The organism is Candidatus Kinetoplastibacterium crithidii (assembly GCA_027557655.1).
GTDB lineage: Bacteria > Pseudomonadota > Gammaproteobacteria > Burkholderiales > Burkholderiaceae_B > Kinetoplastidibacterium > Kinetoplastidibacterium crithidii_C.
The window spans coordinates 615,013-631,585 of record CP064915.1 but is presented as its reverse complement, the minus strand read 5'-3'; the positions used below and the strand labels follow the sequence as shown (position 1 = coordinate 631,585).

13 protein-coding genes and 1 pseudogene are annotated in these 16,573 nt (G+C 28.2%); 4 read left to right on the top strand and 10 right to left on the bottom strand.

Features of this window, described 5'->3' with window-relative positions; genetic code table 11:
* Positions 1-29 precede the first annotated feature (29 nt).
* A complete protein-coding gene (ftsZ, locus tag I1N47_02940; protein ID WBF65384.1) occupies positions 30-1,190 on the top strand; it encodes a cell division protein FtsZ in 1,161 nt (386 codons plus the stop codon).
* Positions 1,191-1,226: 36 nt separating this feature from the next.
* Positions 1,227-2,088: pseudogene (locus tag I1N47_02935) on the top strand (UDP-3-O-acyl-N-acetylglucosamine deacetylase).
* Positions 2,089-2,130: 42 nt separating this feature from the next.
* On the opposite strand, the gene I1N47_02930 reads toward I1N47_02935, so the two are convergent.
* Positions 2,131-2,619: a DUF721 domain-containing protein gene (locus I1N47_02930; protein WBF65383.1), complete on the bottom strand. Its 489-nt coding sequence runs from the start codon at positions 2,617-2,619 to the stop codon at positions 2,131-2,133.
* Between the two features lie 195 nt (positions 2,620-2,814).
* Here I1N47_02930 and secA point away from each other — a divergent pair, with 195 nt between their 5' ends.
* Positions 2,815-5,460 carry a preprotein translocase subunit SecA gene (gene secA / locus I1N47_02925; GenBank protein WBF65916.1) on the top strand — a complete coding sequence of 882 codons (2,646 nt, stop codon included), beginning with the start codon at positions 2,815-2,817 and terminating at the stop codon, positions 5,458-5,460.
* A 6-nt stretch (positions 5,461-5,466) separates the two neighbouring features.
* On the opposite strand, the gene I1N47_02920 is transcribed toward secA, so the two are convergent.
* The 7 genes from I1N47_02920 to I1N47_02890 all read right to left on the bottom strand — a co-directional run bounded on the left by I1N47_02920 (position 5,467) and on the right by I1N47_02890 (position 12,582).
* Entirely contained in the window at positions 5,467-6,210 is a 744-nt protein-coding gene (locus tag I1N47_02920) for a 1-acyl-sn-glycerol-3-phosphate acyltransferase (protein WBF65382.1), read from the bottom strand.
* Between the two features lie 41 nt (positions 6,211-6,251).
* Positions 6,252-8,402 carry a glycine--tRNA ligase subunit beta gene (locus tag I1N47_02915; protein WBF65915.1) on the bottom strand — a complete coding sequence of 717 codons (2,151 nt, stop codon included), beginning with the start codon at positions 8,400-8,402 and terminating at the stop codon, positions 6,252-6,254.
* A 26-nt stretch (positions 8,403-8,428) separates the two neighbouring features.
* On the bottom strand, positions 8,429-9,319 hold the full coding sequence (gene glyQ, locus I1N47_02910; protein ID WBF65381.1) for a glycine--tRNA ligase subunit alpha: 891 nt from the start codon (positions 9,317-9,319) through the stop codon (positions 8,429-8,431).
* Positions 9,320-9,388: 69 nt separating this feature from the next.
* Positions 9,389-9,871: a 2-amino-4-hydroxy-6-hydroxymethyldihydropteridine diphosphokinase gene (gene folK, locus I1N47_02905; protein WBF65914.1), complete on the bottom strand. Its 483-nt coding sequence runs from the start codon at positions 9,869-9,871 to the stop codon at positions 9,389-9,391.
* 28 nt (positions 9,872-9,899) lie between these two features.
* The gene (pcnB, locus tag I1N47_02900) at positions 9,900-11,186 is read right to left on the bottom strand and encodes a polynucleotide adenylyltransferase PcnB (GenBank protein ID WBF65380.1); all 1,287 of its coding nucleotides are present in this window, start codon (positions 11,184-11,186) and stop codon (positions 9,900-9,902) included.
* Positions 11,186-11,884: an HAD family hydrolase gene (locus I1N47_02895; GenBank protein WBF65379.1), complete on the bottom strand. Its 699-nt coding sequence runs from the start codon at positions 11,882-11,884 to the stop codon at positions 11,186-11,188. The genes pcnB and I1N47_02895 overlap by 1 nt, the downstream gene beginning before the upstream one ends.
* Complete coding sequence (locus tag I1N47_02890) at positions 11,881-12,582, bottom strand: DnaA regulatory inactivator Hda (protein ID WBF65378.1); 702 nt, start codon at positions 12,580-12,582, stop codon at positions 11,881-11,883. Before I1N47_02890 ends, I1N47_02895 begins: the two co-directional genes overlap by 4 nt.
* A gap of 202 nt (positions 12,583-12,784) precedes the next feature.
* Between I1N47_02890 and purM the strand changes: the two genes are divergently transcribed.
* Positions 12,785-13,834: a phosphoribosylformylglycinamidine cyclo-ligase gene (purM, locus tag I1N47_02885; protein WBF65377.1), complete on the top strand. Its 1,050-nt coding sequence runs from the start codon at positions 12,785-12,787 to the stop codon at positions 13,832-13,834.
* Positions 13,835-13,838: 4 nt separating this feature from the next.
* Here the strand turns inward: purM and miaA are convergent, their stop codons facing one another.
* Together miaA and mutL are read right to left on the bottom strand one after the other, a co-directional pair.
* Entirely contained in the window at positions 13,839-14,783 is a 945-nt protein-coding gene (miaA, locus tag I1N47_02880; protein WBF65913.1) for a tRNA (adenosine(37)-N6)-dimethylallyltransferase MiaA, read from the bottom strand.
* Positions 14,784-14,803: 20 nt separating this feature from the next.
* Positions 14,804-16,561: a DNA mismatch repair endonuclease MutL gene (mutL, locus tag I1N47_02875; GenBank protein WBF65376.1), complete on the bottom strand. Its 1,758-nt coding sequence runs from the start codon at positions 16,559-16,561 to the stop codon at positions 14,804-14,806.
* Between the last annotated feature and the right edge of the window lie 12 nt (positions 16,562-16,573).

The following is a 16,573-nucleotide window of genomic DNA, read 5'->3' as shown; positions in this document are numbered from 1 at the left end:
ATAATACTGAAAAGGTTTGAGAGGATCATATGAGGTTTGAGATTCTAGATAATAGTTCCAAAGGAACAATTATAAAAGTTATAGGTGTCGGAGGTGCAGGAGGTAACGCTGTAGCACATATGATTAATAGTGGAATTAAGGGTGTTGATTTTATATGTGCAAATACAGATTCTCAAGCTTTAGTTGCTACTAATGCTCCTGTACAAATTCGTCTTGGAGAGACTGGTTTAGGTGCAGGAGCTAAACCAGAACAAGGAAGGGCACACGCTGAAACGGCAAGAGAAGAGATCCGTTCTGTATTAGATGGTTCTCATATGGTATTTATTACTGCAGGAATGGGAGGAGGTACAGGTACTGGAGCTAGTCCTATTGTTGCAGAAATAGCAAAAAATTTAGGTATATTGACAGTAGGAATCGTAACAAAACCATTCTTATTTGAAGGTAATAAGCGTCTGCGTTTAGCAGAAGAGGGTATAGAAGAATTATCAAAACATGTGGATTCTTTAATTGTGATTTTGAATGAGAATCTTTATGAATTTATGGATGAGGATGCTACTCAAGAAGATTGTTTTAAAGCTGCTGATAGTGTTTTACATAATGCTTGTGCCGGTATTGCAGAAATAATTAACGTAGATGGTAATGTTAATGTTGACTTTGAAGATGTTCGTACAATTATGGGAGAGCATGGACAAGCCATGATGGGTACTGCAGTAGCATCTGGTGAGGAACGTGCAAAAATTGCAGCAAAACAGGCGATTGCTTGTCCATTACTAGAGGGAGTTAATTTAGAAGGAGCAAAAGGATTGTTAGTTAATATTACTTCTAGTAGATCACTAAAAATGAAGGAAACTCGTGAAATTATGGAGATAATACGTGCCTATGCCTCAGAAGATGCAACTGTGATTTTTGGTAATGCTTATGATGATTCTATGGGTGATGAACTTAGAGTTACTGTTGTAGCGACAGGTTTGAATAAGTCTTCAGATAACATAAACAATAATAAATTGCAGAGTATCTCTATTGATAAGAAAAGAGCATCTTTTGAATCTAATAAATATCAAAATAAAGTTTCTTCTCCATCTGTAATTACAAATCCTAGAGTCAAAGAATCTAATGTTGACAACGATAAATCTGTCAAAAGTAATAATGATTTTGATATTCCTAGTTTCTTAAGAAAGCGAGTCGATTAGATTATATATATTATATTCTGTAAATAAGGTTTATTTATGCTAAAACAATATAGCATACAGAAAATTGTTAGTATAAGAGGTATTGGGATCCAACTATTGATTTGATTTTAAGGCCTGCTAATGTTAATAGTGGCATTCTATTTCATAGAATAGATATAGATCCTGTCGTTGATATCCCAGCTTATGCGAATTATGTAGCTGATACACAGTTGGTAACAGTCTTACAGTGTGGTGACGTAAGAGTATCTACAGTAGAGCATTTAATGTCTGCTCTATCTGCTTTGGGGATAGATAATTTGCATATAGATATTAATGCAGAGGAAATTCCAATAATGGACGGTAGTTCTATTCCATTTTTTAATTTATTATCGTCTGGTATTGTTGAACAAGATGCACCTAAAAAATTTATAAAAATACTTAAGCCAATAGAGGTTTTTGATGAGGATGAAAAATAAAAAAATATGCTAGATTAGAGCCTTGTAGTAAGTTTATTATAAATTTTTCAATGAATATAGACATCCTGTTATTATATCTACTACTAATAATATGGAAATTAATATTTCTAAGGAAACTTACATAAAAAATATTTCTATGGCAAGAACTTTTGGATTTATAGAAGATGTTAACTATTTGCGACCTAAAGGTCTAGCATTACGGTCTTGTTTAAACAATGTTATTATTTTATATCATAATAAGATTGTAAATAATGAAGGTCTGCGTTATAAAGATGAATTTTTTAAGGCATAAAATTCTAGATGCAATAGGAGATCTATATTTATTAGGACATTCTTTAATAGCTCGGAATACAGCTGGTAAATCTAGTCATTCTTTGAACAATAAATTAGTTAGAGCTTTATTAAAAAACCAAGATATGTGGGAATATATTACAGTTGATTAATACGATTATAATATGAATTTATGATAACATAATTTTGCGTTTTTATAACATAGAGTTTTTCTTTATCAAATTTGATATAGATTTTTTTAAAGGTCCTTCTTGTATTTTATTTTCTAATTGTTTGAAATTATTTAGACTATTTTCGTTTAGAAAACACTTTGTATTATTCTTTGCAATTTTTTTATGTGTTATAAAACAATTGCTATATATTTTTATTTTGATTGCATCAATTTTTAAACAAAATTGTGATTGCATATTTTTTATAATCTCTTTTGAGAAATAACGTATTCTTGTTGCATTTTCTGAGTTTGGCACTGCAATTGATAGAATGTTATTTTCAAATTTAATCAGTTTATATGAAATTTTTAAGTTATTAGGTATGAAAATAGAAATAGCATGCTCTATATTTATTATGTTTTGTGCTATGTTGATAATATTATTGGTATTTTTATCTAAAGTTAACCATTTAACAACTAATATATCCAATATGTTTTTATAGTTTCCTTTATTTTTTTTATAATGAATAGCCATTTTAAATATAGAGTATAGTTTTATACTGGTAAAATAATTATTATATAGGTTTAAATATTTAGATTATAAAATAATTATTAGTTATTACAAATGAAATTACAATAACTAATAAAGCATATAAATTTAAATTTCTGCAAAAATCAGAATCTAGTGATTGATTCTAGATGTCTTATAATGGAGTCTTATAATTTGGCAATGGACTTTTTCTTTTTATTCAAAAAAATTTTTGGTAGTCGTAATGATCGGTTATTAAAAAAATATTATGATTTAGTTAATATAATAAATAGTTTTGAAGAACAACTAATTGTTTTAACTGATGATGAGCTAAAATCTAAAACTAAACAATTTCGTGAGCAATTTGAAACAGGCATTTCTTTAGATGATTTATTACCAGAAGCATTTGCTGTTGTTAGGGAAGCAAGTAAAAGGGTATATAATATGCGTCATTTTGATGTGCAGTTATTAGGAGGAATTGCCTTACATAATGGCAAAATTGCTGAGATGCGAACAGGTGAGGGTAAAACTCTTACAGCTACTTTAGCTGTTTACTTAAATGCTATACCTTCTAAAGGCGTTCATGTTGTTACAGTTAATGATTATTTAGCACGTAGAGATTCTGAATGGATGGGTAAGCTATATAATTTCTTAGGTTTATCTATAGGAGTTGTTGTTGCTAATCAAACTCCAGAAGAGAAAATTGTTGCATATAAAGCTGATATTACATATGGAACAAATAATGAGTTTGGTTTTGATTATCTAAGAGATAATATGGAATTTAGCTTAGATAATAAACGTCAAAGAACATTGAATTATGCTATTGTTGATGAGGTTGACTCTATACTGATAGATGAAGCTCGTACTCCTTTAATAATATCTGGAGCATCAAGTGACAGTACCGGTTTATATATAAAAATTAATCGTATTATTCCTTTATTAAAACGCATGGTTACAGAGCCAGATAGAGACGGGAATGAACCTGACGGAGATTTCTGGATTGATGAGAAAAATCAGCAGGTGTATTTATCAGAGTCAGGTCATGAAAATGTAGAGCGCTTTTTAAAGAATCATAGTTTATTACATAACAATGAATCTTTATATGATTATAACAACGTTCATCTCATCAATCATGTTATGGCAGCTTTAAGAGCGTGGAATTTATTTAGAAGAGATCACCATTATGTAGTTAAGAATAATGAAATTATTATAGTAGATGAATTTACAGGTAGGCTAATGAATGGTAGGCGTTGGTCAGATGGTTTACATCAAGCAATTGAAGCTAAAGAAGGAGTTGCTATCAATGCTGAGAATCATACGATGGCTTCAATAACCTTTCAGAATTATTTTAGAATGTATGATAAGTTATCTGGAATGACAGGAACAGCTGATACAGAAGCTTATGAATTTCAAGAAATATATGGTTTAGAAACTTTAGTAATACCAACTAATAAACCATTGATAAGATGTGATTATAATGATCATATTTATAAGACGCAGGAAGAAAAGTATGAGGCTATACTAAAAGACATAGTTTCTTGTAATACTAAAGGTCAGCCTGTACTTGTAGGAACTACCAGTATTGAAAATTCAGAACTTTTGTCTGGTATGTTGAAAAAGAAGAGTTTAAAACACAACATTCTAAATGCAAAACAACATGAACGCGAGGCTGATATTATTGCTGAAGCTGGTAAACCATATTCTATAACCATAGCTACTAATATGGCAGGACGTGGTACTGATATTTTATTAGGCGGTAATATCGATAAGCAAATAGAGAAAGTTTTGTATAGCAATAAGATAGATGCTAGTTCTAAAGATATAATTATTGATAAATTGAAAAAAGAATGGAGTTCTTTAAATTTAGATGTAAAAAAATCTGGTGGTCTACATATTATAGGTACAGAAAGGCATGAATCTAGAAGAATTGACAATCAATTAAGAGGACGAGCTGGTAGACAAGGAGATCCAGGATCTTCTCGTTTCTATTTATCACTTGATGACTCATTGATGAGAATTTTTGCTGGTGAAAAATTACAACATATAATGAAGCGTTTGAAATTGCCTGATGGGGAACCAATTAAATCTAGTTTGGTTGACCGGGCTATAGAAAATGCACAACGTAAAGTTGAAAGTCGAAATTTTGATATAAGAAAACAATTGTTAGAGTACGATAATGTAGCAAATGAACAGCGTCAAATAATTTATTTGCAAAGAAATGATATTTTATCAAGACAGTCTTTTAGTGACGCTATTAGTATTGTTTTTAAGACAGTCATAAATAATATTTCTCATTCTATATTGGTAGATCTTTTTGATAAAGAGCAATTACTCGAATTACAATATGCTATAAAAAATCTATTACATGTGAATTTAGATTTAATAGATTTTTTTCAGAAGAATATCGATAATATCGAGGATATCGATACTTTATTAAATTTAGTCGCAGATTATTTAATAAATTTTTATTCAAATAGAAAAAAGATGTCTAGTAATTTAGATTGGACAGAAATAGAAAGATTTATTTTTTTACAGTCTATTGATACAAATTGGAGAGATCATTTATCTTTTTTAGATTCTTTGAGACAAGGCATTCATCTTCGAGGGTATGCTCAAAAGAACCCTAAACAAGAATATAAAAAAGAGGCATTTGAGAATTTTTCTTTAATGTTAGAAAATATAAAAAAAGATATAGCAAAGAATTTGTTATTAGTTGACTTTCATAGCAATATTTCTTCTGAAGATGAGTTTAGAGATACAAAACCTGTTGGGAAAATTCGACGTAATGATCCATGTTATTGTGGGAGTGGAAAAAAATTTAAGCATTGCCATGGTTTTATACAATGAAATAAATTAATCAAGACAGGTATTATCTTCGCGGTTTATTTTAGTGAATTCTTTTTTGATCGATTCATAAATTATTATGTTAATTTCACTTGGAGTTAATGAATCTACTTTTATTACATTACCTATAGATAGCTTTATGATACCAGGTCGTATTATAAAGCTATCTTTTTTCCAGAAATTACCTGCATTGTGTGCTATTGGTAGAATATTACATCTAGTATTATTTGCTAATAATGATGCTCCAATCTTGAATTTTTTTATTTTTCCAGGCGCTGCTCTTGTTCCTTCAGGAAATATTAATATTGAATAATTATTTTCCAATTTTTTTGTGCCTATTTCTGATATTTTCTTAAAAGAATTTAAGCCTTCAGATCGGTTAATTGCTATCATGTCTAATAAAATCAATCCCCATCCAAAAAAAGGTATATAGTTAAGTTCTTTCTTATATATAAAACATATTTTTTGAGGAAAATAGGCAATAAAAAATAAAGTTTCCCATATAGATTGATGATTAGACACAATAATTAGAGGTTGATTTGGAATTAAATCTATTCCTTTTATATTCCATCGAAGATTACATATAAATTTTAATCCCAATAATGCTATTTTAGGCCATAATGTTATTATTTTATAACGTATATTTAGAGGCAAAACGAATGTCATTAAACTTAATATTGAATAAGGTATAATTGTTATTATTAAAAACAACATATATATAAAAGATCTTAAAAAAATTATTAATGCTTTCATATTCCAATAAATAAATTTTATTTTTATATTATATGTTTTTATCAAATATTGTTATTTTCATGTGTTAAGTATGAAAAGTCTACAAAATTATTGATTAGTTCTCTTATCTTTGATAAAAGAGCTAATCTGTTATTACAAATTCTTTTATCTGTCGTCATTATCGTAACCTTATTTAGAAAGTTATCTGTTTTGTAGATTAATGAAAAAGTTAATTCTAAATATTCTGAAAACTTTCCAAGTTGTAATAGTTTTAATAGGGTAGGTTCTGTAGTTAAGAGGTTTTCATAAAGAATTTTTTCGGCATCATTGTCTATTAGGTTTTCTTCAAAAGAATTTATAGACAGATTATTTTGTTTCAAAAAATTGTTTACACGTTTATTTGTTGTAAGAAAAAATGAAAAATTTGGTGTGGCTTTAAATGCTTCTAATGTTTTTAATATTGGCAATATTAAATGTAGTGGAGGTGTTTTTGCAAAAGTTGATTCTATAATATCTTTATTAAAATTATTTAATAATTGGTGTTTGTAACGTTCATGTATGAAATCTACCACTTTTTTAGGAGTTTCTAAATCAATGTTTTGTTTATGAAATAATGATAATGCTAGTTCAGATAAGTCTAAGATATCGATATAATTAAAGTAGTTTACTTCTAATATTTTACCTTCAACCATTTTCTCAAAAATATTTATTATCCCTATAGCTGCTCTTCTGAGTCCATAAGGATCTTTTTCTCCACTAGGATATATTTTTATGCTAAATAAACCTATAAGTTTTTCTATTCTTTCAGAAAGAAAAAGTATAGCTGAGATTATATTTTTGTTTGTAACAGGGTTTTCAAATCTGTTTATATATTGATTTTTTAATGCTTCTACTATGCTATCTGGCTCTCCCTTTTGTTTAGCATAATAAGATCCCATTATTCCTTGTAATTCAGGAAATTCGCTAACCATTAATGATTCCAGATCAGATTTTGATAACATAGCAGCACGTTCTGCTAATATGGGATCTGCTAATAACTTTTCCGCAAGATATTTGCTTATCAAGCGCAATCTTTCTACACGTTCTAGTTGATTCCCTATTTTATTATGATATATTACATTTTTAAGTTTTAGGACTCTATTCTCTAGAGATACCATATTGTCTGTTTCATAAAAAAATTTGGCATCAGATAATCTTGGATATATTACTTTTTGATTTCCTAGGACTATATTTTCTTCTTTGCCAGAATAGACATTGCTTACAATTAGGAATCTATTTGTTAATTTATTATTTTCTTTTTCAAATAAAGGAAAGTATTTTTGATGTGAACGCATAGTTAGAATTAAACATTCTCTAGGTAATTCTAAGAATTCTTTATCAAATTCACCTATATGTACAGATGGATATTCAACTGTGGCTGTCACTTCATCTAATAAATTCATTAATTCTTTATGATCTCCCAGTATATTATTTACTTGAGAAGCTTTATCTTTTAATTCGTTCAAAATATAATTTTTTCTTTTTATAAATGATGGTATTACAAAACCATTCGTTTCTAGAATATCTTCATACTTATTAGCATGGTCTATTTTTATGAAACTATTGGACATAAATCTATGTCCAATAGTTTCATTTGAAGACTTTATGCCTAAAACAGATATATCTAATAATTCTTCACCAAATAAAACAAGTAGGTTTCTTGCTGGTCTAATAAATTTAACTGTTTTAACTTCATCTTGAAGTTGATATCTCATTGATTGATATTGGTTAGATATATTCTGAATTGTTGTGTCTATTGCTTCTTGGACGATAGTTTGAATTTTTTTTCCAGTAATAGAATTTTCTATTATTAGATATTCTTGTTGATCATTCAATTCAATTCTTATTCTGGATACATCTTTTTCACTTAAACCTTTTGAATATAGTTTTTTTATTAATGCTTTTGTAGGATGATTATCTTCTGTCAAGCCTATTTTTTTAGGCATTAATTTTTCTTTTTTTGTTACATCAGGTGAGTTTTCTAGTATATGAGAAAATGAAATAGCTAATCTTCTGGGAGTAGAGTAACAATTTGTAATATTATTATCGCCTATAATATTATTATTAGACAAATTTAAACTTATAGAATTAGTAAAAGTATTCTCAATTTCAAATAATTTTTTTGGTGGTAATTCTTCTGTTAATAATTCTATTGTTAATGCCTTTGTTCTCATTTCTTCATATTCCATTGGATAATATATTATTTTTTCGATATTAAAGGGAACTCTATTTTTTCTCTGCTTATATAGTATGCATTTGCAATTGATCGAGATAAATTACGTATCCTTCCTATATATGATGCTCTTTCTGTTACACTTATAGCTCCACGTGAATCTAATAAATTAAATATATGAGCTGCCTTTAGTGTTCTTTCGTAAGCTGGGATTGGTAGCGATAGTTCTACTAGTTTTTGTGCTTCATTCTCATAGTCATTGAAATGATTAAATAACATTTCAATTGAAGCATATTCAAAATTAAATTTTGATTGTTCTTGTTCATTTTGAAGATGGATATCACCATATGATATTGAAATATCATGATTATTTCTTGTCCAAGTAATATCGTATATATTATTTACATTTTGTAAATACATTGCTAATCTTTCTAAACCATAAGTAATTTCTCCTGTAGTTGGATTGCAATCCATTCCACCTATTTGTTGAAAGTATGTAAATTGTGTTATTTCCATTCCATTTAACCATACTTCCCATCCAAGACCCCAGGCACCTAATGTCGGATTTTCCCAATTGTCTTCAATAAAGCGGATATCATGATCTATTGGATTTATGCCTAGTTCTTTTAAGGATTCTATGTATAGATCTATAATATTAAGAGGAGATGGTTTCAAAATTACCTGAAATTGGTAGTATTGTTGTAAACGATTAGGATTTTTTCCATATCTACCATCTTTAGGACGTCTAGATGGTTGAACATAGGCAGCTCTCCATGGTTCTGGTCCTATAGCTCTTAGGAAAGTAGCTGTGTGAGATGTACCTGCACCTATTTCCATATCATAAGGTTGTAGTATGATACAACCTTGTTTATTCCAATACTGTTGTAAATTAAATATAATTTGTTGAAATGTAAGCATTTTATGTGTTTTTGCAAAAAAGCATATTGTATTTGAATGATTTTATTCTGTTTGAATTTGTTTTTTATATTACTCAATAATACTAATTTTCTGATTCTTAATTTTTTTTATTAAATTATTAATATTGCCATAAATAGGTAATTCTATATTTGGTTCTAAATCTTGTAATGGTTTTAAAACAAATAGCCTTTCATGCATCCTAGGATGAGGAATTACTAAATCGTGACTTTGTATTATTTGATTACTATACAATAATATATCAATATCAAGTGTTCTGGGGGCATTTTTATACGGCCTTATCCTTCCAAATTTGTTTTCTATTCTGTGTAGCTTATCAAGGAGATTTATTGGGCTGTTAGTCAAATATATCTCCATTACAGAATTAGTAAAGTTTGGTCCTTCAGCATCTACAGGTGTTGTTGAATATAATTTAGATGTTCTACAATTATTTTTATGAAAAACAGAATAAATATAATCTATAGCATTTTTAATATTTTCGATACTGTCACCTTGATTAGAACCTAATCCAATATAAGTCTTTATAAAATGCATTTTCATTAATTATTTAAAATTTTAAAATTTAATTATCTTTTGTTTTTTTTTTTTTTGATTTTTTATTTTGTCTTTCTATGATCATTTGTTTTCTTAAATCATCATTAGCTTTATAAAAATCAAGCCACCAATTTGATAATACATTATCTATCTCTTTTGCTTGTGCTCTTAATTGCATAAAATCTAATGCAGCCCTGAATTTAGTATTTTCGATGATTCTATAATAATTTTTTATATTTTTTGCTTCTAATCTTGCTTGCATTAACCAAATTTCTTTTGCATCGATAGTGATTCTTTTATGTATTTTTAGAGTTCTTGATTGATCAAATAGCACTTTGTCTGATGCTTGGTCCATTGATAAAAAAGAATTATTTTGTTTAGATAGTAATTCGATCCATAAAGATTTTGTTGGTTCCCAAAGTATTATAGCTAATAGAAATCCAGGGCTTATGCTTTTATTTGTTGATAGTCTATAATCAGTATTATCCAATGCAATTTTTATGAAGTTAATATCTTTTTTATTTGTAAATGTTTTATTTAATGATGGAATTAAGTTATGTAATATATTCTTAACATGTAATTGTTCTAGACAAGAAAAAGAATTTCCACATGTAAGAATTTTAATTATTTCATCAAATAATCTTGCTTGCGGGATATTAGTAATCAGATCTTTTAATATATCTATTTCAAAATTGGTGTTTTTTTCTAGAGTTCCATTAATTTTAGTGGATAATCTTACAGCTCTTAGCATTCTTACAGGATCTTCTCTATATTTTTCTACAGCATTTCCTATTATTCTAATTTTTTTATGTTCTAGGTCTTTTAATCCAGAATAATAATCAATTATTTCTTGTTTCATAGGATTATAGTACAGTGAGTTTATAGTAAAATCTCTTCTTGATGCATCTTCTTGATGTGAGCCGAAGGAATTATCTTTTAAAATACGTCCAAACTCATCTTTTTCCAAAGGATTTGATCTAAAAGTTGAAATTTCTATAAGTTCTTTCCCCATAATTACATGGACAATTCTAAAACGTTTGCCAATTATATAAGCTCTTCTAAATAGTGACTTAACTTCTTCTGGGCTAGCATTTGTTGTTATATCAAAGTCTTTAGGTTTCAATCCAATAATCAAATCTCTAATAGCCCCTCCTACTATATAAGACATAAATCCTGCTTTTTGTAGAGTTTCACATACTTTTATAGCATTAGTTGATATATCGTCTATATTTATATTATGTTTATTTTTTTTTACTATTTTAGGTTTCATATATCCGAAAAAATAGCATATTTTATGAATTATTTTTGTCAACATTAAGATTTATTGTCATCTAAATTTTCAAAAATATCTATGGTTTCCCAATTTTTTTGTTGAGCTATATTCCTAAGTTTTTTACTAGGGTTAGTGGCTATTGGATTAGTCACTTTTTCTAGTAAAGGAAGATCATTTATAGAGTCACTGTAGAAATATGTTTTTTTAAAATTATCAAAACTATAATTTAAAGTAGATAACCATTGATTTACGCGAATAACTTTACCCTCTCTGAAGCTAGGAGTACCAATAAATTTTCCTGTATATCTACCATTAATATATTCAGCCTCTGTTGCTATCAAGTATGGTATTCCAAATGCTCTAGCTATTGGTATAGTTACAAAATTATTGGTAGCAGTTACTATTGCACAAAGGTCACCTTGTTTTAAATGTTTTTCTACAATATCTATTGCTGGATTTTTTATTGAAGGTCTAACTATTTTTTGCATAAACTCTTCATGAAATTTTGATAAATCATAAGGAGTATGTATTTTTAGTAAACCAAGCATAAATTCTGCAGATTCTTCTATTGATAATTTGCCTTGATTATACTTCTCCATTAATTCATTATTTAGTTTAATTGCTATTTCTGGTGTTGTCCCAGTTCTTCCTGTTCTTGCTAGGAAATTAGCCCATTGATAATCACTATCTATAGGTATCAAGGTATGATCTAGGTCGAATAGGGCAAGATTATTGTTCATATCTGGATATACTCCGATTCTTTTAGCATGGTTCTAAGTAAATTTACAGTAATAGGACGTTTTGTCGAAATTGAGTATTTATTTAATAGAATTAATAGATTCATGAGATATTTTATATCTCGGTTACAATATTTTAACATCCATTGGATAACATTATCTAGATTTCTAATTCCTAGTTTATTTCCTAAGGTTTTTAACGCATTTAATTTGTCTTTATCTGATAATGTTTCAATACGAAATGATATATCCCATCCTAGACGAGTTCTTAGATCTTCTCTTATATTCATTAGTATTGGTTTTTTATCACCAGATAAAATCATAGCAAAAGATTTTTCAGTTTGTGACAGTTCACGCCAACGATTATATAGACTAAATAGTCCAGATTGTTGGCTATTATTGAGCAGATGAACATCATCTATAGCTATCAACTTCGGAATAGATTCTACTTCATTATTAATTGCTAGATCGAATATTTCATAGCAATTTTTATAATTAATATATGCGCTGTTTCTCTCCTTAGTAATTGCACGTAATATATGGCTTTTTCCAGAACCTTTCTCGCCCCATATATATAAAGCTCTTCCTCCTGTTATTGATTTAACAGCATGTAATGCTTCAGTGTTTATTCCTAAAATATAATTAGATAAAGATGGTTCAATATTAGGTAGTATATTTAAAATAAGCTGATGTTGTTTCATGCTTTACAGGTTAATTCTATTACTGAGTATAAATAATTATATCTCTAGTATATACTATACTTTGTTGAAATCTATCAATGAGTTTCATGAAAATCATTGACAACAAGTCTAGAAAAAATGTTATAAATATACATTATAGTGTTGGTGGTTAAAATATTGTTTTCATTTTAACTAATTGTAGTTTTTTTATATAAAGTTAAATATGTCTAATTTAAATTCTACTTCCTTAAATTATCGTGATGCAGGTGTTGATATAGATGCAGGTGAAGCTTTAATTAGTAAAATAAAGCCTTTTGCAGCTAAGACAACACGTCCTGAAGTATTGACTGGTATAGGAGGATTCGGTGCTTTATTTGAAGTTCCAAAAAAATTTGTTAATCCAGTTTTGGTGTCTGGTACAGATGGAGTTGGAACGAAATTACGTTTAGCTTTTGAATGGAATTCACATGGTACAGTAGGTATAGATTTAGTTGCGATGAGTGTAAATGATATATTAGTACAAGGTGCTGAACCGTTATTTTTTTTAGATTATTTTGCTTGTGGTAAACTGTCAGTAGATATCGCTTCTTCTGTGATAGCTGGCATTGCTAAGGGTTGTGAACTATCAGGTTGTGCATTGATAGGTGGTGAAACAGCAGAGATGCCTGGAATGTATCCAGATGGTGAATATGATCTTGCTGGATTTGCTGTTGGTGCTGTCGAAAAATCATCAATTATAAATGGTAGTTCAATAGATGTTGGAGATATTATTTTAGGCCTAACTTCTAGTGGAGCTCATTCTAATGGGTATTCTTTAATTAGAAAAATTATAGATGTAACTGATTCTAAACCTTATCAAGATTTTTATGGTCAGCCACTTATTGATGTAGTAATGGCTCCAACTAAAATTTATGTTAAATCAATCTTATCTGTAATTAATAAGTTCAGTAAAGGGATTAAAGGGTTAGCTCATATTACTGGAGGAGGGTTGTTAGATAATATTCCTAGAATTTTAAACCAAAATATTTCAGCTAAATTATATAGGGATTCTTGGAGAATGCCTGATCTATTCAGTTGGCTCCAAAAATCTGGAAATATAAAAGATAATGAAATGTACAGAGTTTTTAACTGTGGGATTGGTATGGTTTTAGTAGTTCCTAGAAATCAAGCAGATGAAATAATGAGTGATCTTTTGGCTAATGGTGAAGATGTAGTCAAAATAGGTGAAATAGTAAGTAGAGAAAAAGATATGTCTAGTACTTATGTAGTCTAAGTTTTTACTTGCTATTTTTATAATTGTTTTCAACTATAGGTGCTAAGGCGTCTATAGTTTTTTTATTATAGTTTTTATCTAAACAATCTATAATAATTCTTTCTGGCTGCGATCTTAACCAAGTCATCTGTTTTTTAGCTAATTGTCTAGTTGCTATTATGCTTTTTTCAATGGCAATTTCTAAGGAGTTTTTTCCTTCAAAATATTCCCATAATTGTCTATATCCAACACATCTTATCGATGGTATTGTTGTGTTTAGATCACCTCTCTTAAAAAGAGAAGCTACTTCTTCTAAAAGTCCATTTTGTATCATTGTGTTGAATCTTTTAGTTATTCTATCATGTAGAATAGATCTATTTGATGGCTCTAAACTGATAGTTATATATTTATATTTATTATGAGTTAATTGATTATTTCTGATTTTCAGTAAACTTGATAATGGTTTTCCTGTTGTAAAAAAAACCTCTAACGATCTTTGTATTCTTTGTTTATCTCTAACACCTATTTTACTTGCTGTAGTAGGATCTATTTTTTTTAAATAATCATGTAGAAAAGGCCATCCATTTTTATTGGCTTTCTCTTCTATCATTTGACGCATGATTCGATTTGATGTAGGTAAATCATCAATACCTTCTCTTAAAGATTTATAGTACATCATCGTTCCACCAGCTATTATAGGGATTTTTTTTCTTTCTAAAATATCTGATAATAAATTTGATGTATCAGAACAAAAACTTGCTGCTGAATATGATTCAATTGGGTCAATTATATCTATCAGGTGTTGTTTAGTTATTATTTGTTCTTCCCTAGATGGTTTAGCAGATCCTATATCCATTCCTTTATAAATAGTGGCTGAATCCATATTAATAATTTCTATTGGCCAGTATTTAGATAATTCTATAGCAATAGCAGTTTTTCCCGAAGCTGTTGGGCCAGTAAGACAAATAATAGTTGAATAATTATTAATAATTATTTACCTCTTAAAAAGAATTTATCAATTTGTTTAATGCTCAGTTGAACCCATGTAGGTCTTCCATGATTACAATAGTCAGATTTTTCTGTAAGTTCCATCTGTCTTAACAAGCTATTCATTTCCTCTAGATTTAATATACGATTTGCCCTTATAGAACAATGACATGCAATTGTAGCTAGTATTTTATTATAATTTTCCAGAATAGAGCATGACTGTCCTATTAAATTAATTTCATTAAAGATATTTAATAGTACTTCTTCAAGATTGTTTAGTTTTATTATAGATGGAATATGTTTTATAGAAATATAAGATTTAGCTATGTTACAACTTATATCGAACCCAAGACTTAATAAATCAGATTGATGATTTTTAACAATCTCTAAAAATTCTTCTTTAACTTCTATATTTATAGGAGAAATAAGCTTTTGTATCTGTATTGAATGATTAACAAACGATTTTTTAAGTTTTTCATATATTATACGTTCATGTGCTGCATGTGCATCTATTATAATTAGTCCATTTTTATTTTGAGATAATATGTATATACCATGTATCTGTGCTATTGCTAAACCAAGTGGATATTCTTTATTATTCTGCTTTATTTGTGATTGTTGTGTTTTTGAATTATTTTCAAAAATATTATTATTATTTGTATTCTTAAATGCAGAATATTCTATATTTACTTGTTTGTAGTTATCTTCAACAATATTTTCTATTATTTCATCTTCTATCTGTTTAGAAATAATTTGATTACTATTATTAGAAATAGTTTTATTAATTACTGTTCTTATAAATTTGTAAATTGCATTGCTATCACGAAATTTTACTTCATTTTTTTGTGGGTGAATATTTACATCTATTAGATTAGGATTAATATAAATAAATATAATAAATGATAATTTGCTATTGTGGTGTAGTATATCTTGATATGCTGATTTTATAGCATGATTTACGATCCTATCTTGCACATATCTATCATTTACATATAAATATTGGTAGTGTGATTTTAATTGATTATCAATTGATTGAGAAATAATACCTCTAATCCTTATATCATTACTTGATTGATCTATTTTAAGATATGTATCTGAGATTTTTTTTCCAAAAATATCCTTGATTCTACTATATGTATCATTAGCCATCCATTGTTTTTGTAGTTTTTTATTATGAAATATTTTAAAACATATTTGTGGGTGTGATATTGCTATTTTTTCTATTATAGATAGACAATGAAGCCATTCTGTTCCTTCAGATTTAAGAAATTTTCGGCGTGCTGGTATATTATCAAAAATCTGTTGTACTTTAATTGTTGTTCCAGGCAAACCTAGGGCAGGAAGTATTTTTTGTGTTTTTGAGTTAATTTGCCAAGCATTTTGTGATTTGATTGTACGGGAAATGATAGTTAAATCAGATATTGAACTGATAGAAGCTAATGCTTCTCCTCGAAAACCTAGTGATAATGTAGAATTTAATTCTTCTAGGTTATATATTTTGCTTGTTGCATGTCTAGTAATCGCCATTGCTAAATCTTGTTTGCTTATTCCTTGACCATTATCAATTACTATTATTTGTTTTATGCCTCCACCATCAATATAAATTTCTATAGACGTTGACTTTGCATCGATAGAGTTTTCTAGCAATTCTTTTACAATTGAAGATGGTCTATCTATAATTTCTCCTGCAGCTATTTGACTCACTAATAAGTCTGAGAGTTTTAATATTGCACGATTTTTGTAAATTAAATTTTTATTCATATCATCAAATTT